The 6,841-nt window shown below is 41.6% G+C and carries 7 protein-coding genes; 1 reads left to right on the top strand and 6 read right to left on the bottom strand.

Features of this window, described 5'->3' with window-relative positions; genetic code table 11:
* Window positions 1–1,077 (bottom strand): 4-alpha-glucanotransferase (gene malQ, locus ACRCJ0_RS08170; RefSeq protein ID WP_431390136.1); only part of this gene is annotated, 1,077 nt, incomplete at its 3' end.
* A 160-nt stretch (window positions 1,078–1,237) separates the two neighbouring features.
* On the opposite strand from malQ, the gene ACRCJ0_RS08165 reads away from it, so the two are divergent.
* Window positions 1,238–2,233 carry a LacI family DNA-binding transcriptional regulator gene (locus ACRCJ0_RS08165; RefSeq protein WP_431390135.1) on the top strand — a complete coding sequence of 332 codons (996 nt, stop codon included), beginning with the start codon at window positions 1,238–1,240 and terminating at the stop codon, window positions 2,231–2,233.
* A gap of 253 nt (window positions 2,234–2,486) precedes the next feature.
* On the opposite strand, the gene ACRCJ0_RS08160 is transcribed toward ACRCJ0_RS08165, so the two are convergent.
* From ACRCJ0_RS08160 to ACRCJ0_RS08140, 5 genes are all read right to left on the bottom strand, one after another.
* On the bottom strand, window positions 2,487–3,152 hold the full coding sequence (locus tag ACRCJ0_RS08160; protein ID WP_431390134.1) for a hypothetical protein: 666 nt from the start codon (window positions 3,150–3,152) through the stop codon (window positions 2,487–2,489).
* Window positions 3,153–3,180: 28 nt separating this feature from the next.
* Window positions 3,181–3,879 (bottom strand): hypothetical protein, encoded by a 699-nt coding sequence (locus ACRCJ0_RS08155; protein ID WP_431390133.1) that lies wholly within the window; start codon window positions 3,877–3,879, stop codon window positions 3,181–3,183.
* 416 nt (window positions 3,880–4,295) lie between these two features.
* Complete coding sequence (locus ACRCJ0_RS08150) at window positions 4,296–5,336, bottom strand: Gfo/Idh/MocA family protein (RefSeq protein WP_431390132.1); 1,041 nt, start codon at window positions 5,334–5,336, stop codon at window positions 4,296–4,298.
* Complete coding sequence (locus ACRCJ0_RS08145) at window positions 5,337–6,305, bottom strand: sugar phosphate isomerase/epimerase family protein (protein ID WP_431390131.1); 969 nt, start codon at window positions 6,303–6,305, stop codon at window positions 5,337–5,339. It abuts the gene before it with no gap.
* A 40-nt stretch (window positions 6,306–6,345) separates the two neighbouring features.
* Window positions 6,346–6,841, bottom strand: a 496-nt coding sequence (locus ACRCJ0_RS08140) for a ThuA domain-containing protein (protein WP_431390130.1), incomplete at its 5' end; no start/stop codon positions are given.

Raw genomic sequence — 6,841 nt, 5'->3', positions numbered from 1 at the left:
CTCTGTATGATCGCGCATATCATGCACAGCTTGCGTCATAAACCCTAAGTCTTCCGCAATCACTTTGATATCGCCTAATTCTTTCTTAAATTGGTCGAAAATCTTATTTCCAGGCCCCTTCTGCCATGAACCTGAGGCAGCTGTTGGCGAACCAAATGGCACTGCCCAATAGCTTTCAAAGCCGCGGAAGTGGTCAATCCTTACCACATCATATAGTTTGAAGCTTTCCTTCATCCGCAAGATCCACCATGCATAATCCGTTTCTTCCATGTAGTCCCAGTCGTAAATCGGGTTGCCCCAATATTGACCGTCAGCTGAATAGAAATCAGGTGGCACACCGGCAACGAGTGAGGGATTGTTCTTCTCGTCAGTAAGGAATAATTCCGGTTGTGTCCACATTTCAACTGAATCGCGGGCCACATAAATTGGAATGTCTCCAATGATTTCTATGTGGTTGTCATTGGCATATTCTTTTAAAGCTTTATATTGTTGGTTAAACCAAAATTGGGTGACCAGATGGTAGTCATACCGCTCAATATGAGCCTCGCAGAATTGGTTGACCACCGCTTCATCATAGTTGCGTAAGTTCGTTGGCCATTCATACCAGGGGTTTTGCCCATTTTCTTCTTTAACAGTCATATATTGGGCAAAAGGTATCAACCAAAAGCTATTTTCTTCATAAAATTGAATAAATTCCGGATTACTGTAAGCATTTGTTGACACAAAGTTAGCTACAGCCTTTTCAAGTATAGGTCTTCTGTTTTTAAAAAGAATATTATAAGCTACCTTCTTCGGGTTATTACCAAAATTAACCCCTTGATAATCCGTTTTATCTAGGTAACCCTGTTTCGCTAACAGATCAAAATCAATAAAATGGGTGTTACCAGCAAATGCTGAGAATGATTGGTAAGGCGAGTCTCCAAATGACGTTGTGGTCAATGGAAGGATTTGCCAATATTGTTGTTTGGTTTTGACAAGAAAGTCAACAAATTCATAAGCTGATGCACCAAATGAGCCGATACCAAATTGACTTGGTAGGGAAGATATGTGTAAAACGACACCGCTTGCTCTCTCCATGATGAAACCTCCTGTTTTCACTATTTCTTTGTTAAGTCACTTACATTTTACATAAAGCGCTTCCACAATGCAACCGATTTCGTAAACTTTTTTAAATAAATTTGAAAGCGGTCCCAATTTTAAGTATAATAAATGCAACAAGCAGAGAGGATAACACTTTATGGCAATTACAATTCGAGATGTCGCTAAAAGAGCGGGTGTAGCGCCTTCCACCGTTTCACGGGTGATCGCTGACAACCCTTCGATTAGTGAAAAAACTAAAAATAAAGTGCGTACTGTGATGAAGGAAATGAATTATTTTCCAAACATTTATGCGCAAGGGCTTGCAAGTGCCCATTCTAAAACATTCGGCCTTGTCCTACCCCTAGCCAGTGACGCCTTTTACCAAAACCCCTTCTTCCCGACCGTCTTACGTGGGATTAATTTTGAGATGGCCAAACATGATTACTCTATTCTGCTTTCCGTTGGTTTAGATGATGATCAACGGCAAAAGCACATTGAAAAAATCGTGAATGGCAAGCAAGTTGAGGGCCTGATTTTTCTATATGCTTCAAAAAAAGACCCCCTATTGCGCTTCGCTCAGAAAGTCAACTGTCCAGCCGTTGTCATCGGGTCGCCCGACAACACTAAAGTTCATTTCGTGGATAATGACAATGAACTGATTGGTTACCAAGCTACTAAGTCTCTGATTCAACAAGGGTTTAACCGGATTGCCTATGTCGGTGGGGATATGAACCAGTTCTTTATTGCCGACCGTCACAAGGGCTACAAACGGGCTTTGGAAAGTGCGGGTATTATTTATGACCCTAGCTTGATTTATAACGATATCAACTTCTTACCAAGTGATGGTTATGAATTAGCTCAAAATAAAATTGATTTTAGTCAAATTGACGGCCTGGTTATTTCCGATGAGTTGGTTGCTGAAGGGATTCGGAATTATCTGGATACCCAGGACATTCAAGATGTCCATCTGATTACTTTTTCAGCCTACCGCCAAGGCAATACCCAGTCGATAAATAAGACTTCTTATGTCAACCTGAATTCCCATATTATCGGTTCAAGGGCCGTGGATATTTTATTTGAAGCCTTAGATCCAGACCAAGCTAGCACACGATTCATTCATGAATATGTCGACGCTGACTTACATACAACTTAATCAAACAACGTTAAAGACTGTGATTACTTGCAGTCTTTTTATTATGGTTAGTGACTTAATACTTCGTATTTTTTGAACTTCCAAAATTATTAGATTTTAAGAATGTATTGCTAAGTTTCCTAATTATGGATGTCTTTATTAAAGCTATAACGCAAAAAAAGCCATGAAAACGAATCATGACTTCTTTCGAATTACCCTTATTTAAAACACTAATCTTTGAGTCTTTTTTTCAAATAACAAGTCTAAAAATACCTTACTCTACCGTCATATTTGTTAAATTGATTTCAGTGATATCGCTAATCAACCATTCACCATCACCTTCAACCATCGTTAGCATTAATCTGGTAATGAGTGTACCATCCAAAAAGTGCTCCTTGGTGACGTTCTGAACGATATCAACTGCTACAAGCACTTCATCTGTACCAACCGTGGCTGGGTCCACCCTAAGTGAATAGTCTTCTATCGTCACTTTTGCATAATACATCTCGTATTGTTGACGAATACCCTCAGGCGCTTGGCTTAATTCAGCTGCCACTTCAGCATCTGTTGGTGCAATTTCATTTAATAAATCAGTCGTTACAAACGGCGCCAGAGATGCTCTATATACATCGTGTTTATTTTCAATTTCAACTGAAGTATCCTCAGGTACATACACTTCAATGAATTGAACAGCCTTATCTGACAGGATTTGGTATAGGTCATCATTTGCTGTGACGCTCGCCTTTGTTTCTTCAATTTCTGATAATTGATCTTGTAATTCTTCGTTTTCCAATTGCAATTCTTTTAATTGAACATTTAAATCACTTAACGCTTGTTCAGCTTGGCTTCTATCAAAGGATGAAGTGTTTTCCTGTGCGTGCACCGTAAAACTGTTAAACAAGGTTATAAGGCCAGCTACCAATACAATTCTTTTTTTCAATTAAATCGCCTCCCGTCCACTGTCCACTCTATTCATAGCTGCCAAAATATTTACCAGCTGAATAAGTATATCTATCCACTACCCATGTGTCGTTTTCTTGAACCATTTCTAAACTATAGTTACCTTGGCTTGTAAACTCATGACCATAATCATTTTTATGCGTAACTGCATTTACTAAAACGTGTATTGATTCCCCGGCCATATCCTGTGGGTCTACCAAAACTTGATACTCTAAAAGTGCTACTTTTTGCCAATATTCACTTTCTGGTGGAAAAACACCAGCTTCAGCAGGAGCCAGTAAATCCAATAATTTATCCGAAACATAGGGTTCAAGGTCAACACGTAATTGCGGAATATCTTCGCCATATAACTCTGTATCTTTTGGTACAGTCAGTTCAATAAAAGCAGCTGCTTGATCCCTGATATGTTTTGCTGTGGCATCAACGGAACCTTCAATAGTTGATAGGTCACTATTATCAATTTCCGCTTGTAATTGTGCGTTCTCTTCAGTGATTGACTCAATCTGTGCTGACATCTCTGCAATTTGTGCGCTCATTTCTGCGGCTTCACTAGACTCAGCTGCTGCCGATGCATCACTTGAAGATGTTTCTATAGATGCCGCAGTTTCTGTACTTTCCATCCCACTTGCTGCAGCCTCATTCCCTTGACCATTGCTACAAGCTGCTAAAAGTAGCATTGAAATGCCCAATATTATCCCTTTCTTCACTATACCCAAACCTCCCAAAATAATTTTTGTATATTTATATCATAAATATACTCTTAAAATTTACTTTTGGGTACTTTATTTACAGACTTATCTATATCTCAAATAATTTGTAACTTCATATAGGGAAAAACTATCGTTAAGTCAAGGCATTATCGGTATAAATATGCTTTTAGCTTAACAAATGCCAATAATCATATTTCACTTTTTTCAGCACTCACTACTAATGCCTGAGGCTGACCCTTTCCTAGCATGCCTTCGCAGTGAGGAGCCAGAAAAGCCCTCGGGAAAAGTTCCCGAGGGCAATTCCTCTACTAGCCGAGTTCTCCAGGGCAGACAGGAAACACACCCTAATTTTAGGCAATGATAGGAAAAAGCATAAGTCTACGGCTTATAAATTAATTCAATTAGTCATGTACTTATTTCAAAATACTATCAATCAATTGCATGACTTGGCGGACTTCTTCGTTTTTAACGATGGGTTCTGCGCCTACTGTGACAACGTCATAGAAGTTGCGGTAGAAGGAAACGTCTGCTGGCTTGCTTTCTGGTAAAGGCAAGGTCTCTGTGACGCCATCAACTGGTGGTGCCATTGTTTTGGTCAAACCGACGCCTGCTCTAATCGGTGATGGTTTATTTTCCACATCATTACCGGTTGCTTTCACAATGCGCCCGTTCATTTCCCAGTCTTCAATGATGGCTGTTCCTTGGTTACCTTTGATATACCAACGAGGCAGGCTAATGAAGTTAGATGTCCCAACTTCAACATGGGCGCGGATGCCGTTTTCAAAGGTGATATAAGCCATAAATCCGTCGTCTACTTCGTCGCCGAGGATATAAGATAAGTCTGAGTGAACGGACTTGATTGGTGAATCTACTAGCCACAATAGTTGATCAAATAAATGGATTCCCCAGTCTAAGACCATACCGCCACCGTGGGCTTTTAGATGGCGCCAGTCGCCTGGAATGCCATTAGCGCCTTGGACGCGTGATTCAATCTGGAAGACATCTCCAACGGCTTGACGTTTTGTGAATATGTCTTTGACTTGTAAGAAGTCTGGGTCCCAGCGACGGTTTTGGTGCACCATGAATACGCGTCCTGTTTCTTCAGCTACGGTTATCATTTCGTCGAATTCTTCGGTATTCATGGCGACTGGTTTTTCACAAATCACATGCTTACCGGACTTCATGGCACGGATAGCTAGTTCTTTATGACTGTCGTTTGGTGTAGCGATTAAAATTGCATCGACTTCTGGGTCGTCTAAAATGGCTTCAAAGGCTGGATAGACGTAGGTCCCCGTTTCTTCCGCCACGTCTTTTCGTTCTTGGTCAATATCATAAATCCCCACGACTTGTAGGTAGTCGGCTTCGGCTGAAATCAGGCCGTGGACATGATAGGTCCCCATGCCACCGTAACCGATTGTTGCGATATTTAATTTATTATTCACTTGTTTTGTCATCTATGCCCACCACATTTCTTGGGGTTGGTCTCGCATCATGACAGATTTTAGATTGGTAATGGCACGGTCTAGTCCTTCGTCTACTGACATAATTGGATCTTCATGTTCAATTGAAAGCACGTAATCGTAGCCGTAAATGCGCAATTGGGCCAACATTTGTGACCATTCGGACATCGGATGGCCTTCACCAACACTTCTAAAGGTCCATGCACGACTGGCAACATCTTGATAAGGTTGCATATCAGTTAGGCCGTACATGTTGATATTGTCTTGGTCTAAGTAGGTATCTTTGGCATGGAAGTGTTTGATTGCGCCAGCTTTACCTAAAATTTTAATGGCTGCGACTGGGTCAATTCCTTGCCACCACATATGCGATGGATCAAAGTTACAACCGATATTGTCCCCTGCTTCAGACCGTAAACGTAACATGGTTGCTGGGGTATGGGCTAAAAAGCCACCGTGCATTTCAATCCCGATTTTAACGCCCGCTGCCCCTGCTTCTTGGTTAATGTCCTTCCAGTAAGGGATTAAGACTTGGTCCCATTGGTAGTGGTAGGCGTCTGCATATTCCGTTGGCCAAGGAATGACCGGCCAGTTAACATGGGTATCTGTCGCGTTTCCGCCCCCGACACCTGAGAAGCCATTCACAACTGGCACGTTCATTAAGGATGCCAGTTTGATGGTTTTTCTAAGCAATTCATCATGGGCTTGTGCTTGTACTTTATCCGGCGAAATAGGGTTGCCATGCGCCGATAGGGCTGAAATTGACAGTCCGCGGTCCGCAACTTTTTGTAGGTATTCTTTTCTTGCATCACTAGATGCCAAAAGGGTATCGATTTTCAAGTGTGCATCCCCTGGGCTAGCACCGGTACCGATTTCTACCGTCTCAAGCCCTTTTGCTGCTACTTGATCTAACATCTCTTCAAAGGATAAGTCATTAAATAACGGGGTAAATACGCCTAATTTCATAAAATCCTCCTATACTCATCTAATTTCTTTATTTCAATTTTTAAACTTTACTATTTGTTTCAATAGGAAAGTGACCATATGTAGGCCTTTCAGTTAGGGGTGCTGCCCAGTGGACGGCATTTTTAATGACCCGCTGGATAGTTGGATGATAATAAGTTGGGAAGGTTTCATGCCCGGGCTGGAAGTAGAAAATCTTCCCGTTACCCCGGCGATAGGTCATGCCTCCACGGAATACTTCCCCGTTTGGATAACCGGTAATAAAAATCAGTTCATCCGGCGCCGGAACGTCAAAGTGTTCTCCATACATTTCTTCTTGGTCTAAATCAATCCACTCGCCCACACCCTGGGTAATTGGGTGAGACGGATTCACATTCCACACCTTGGCAGAAAGACCGTCCTCGCGCCATTTTAAGTCACAAGTCGTTCCCATTAATTTCTGGAATATTTTAGAAAAATGACCCGAATGCAAGACAATCAGTCCCATGCCATCCAAAACGCGCTGGTGAACCCGGTCAACAATCTCATCTGCCACTTCA

This window comes from Aerococcus sp. L_32, from assembly GCF_050689315.1.
The sequence above is the reverse complement of the archived record's forward strand: the minus strand, read 5'-3'. Positions and strand labels throughout refer to the sequence as shown.

Excerpts from the sequence above, each read along its gene's own strand:
- ACRCJ0_RS08165 (WP_431390135.1), top strand. The coding sequence starts at position 1,238 with ATGGCAATTACAATTCGAGATGTCGCTAAAAGAGCGGGTGTAGCGCCT.
- ACRCJ0_RS08150 (WP_431390132.1), bottom strand. The coding sequence starts at position 5,336 with ATGACAAAACAAGTGAATAATAAATTAAATATCGCAACAATCGGTTAC.
- ACRCJ0_RS08145 (WP_431390131.1), bottom strand. The coding sequence starts at position 6,305 with ATGAAATTAGGCGTATTTACCCCGTTATTTAATGACTTATCCTTTGAA.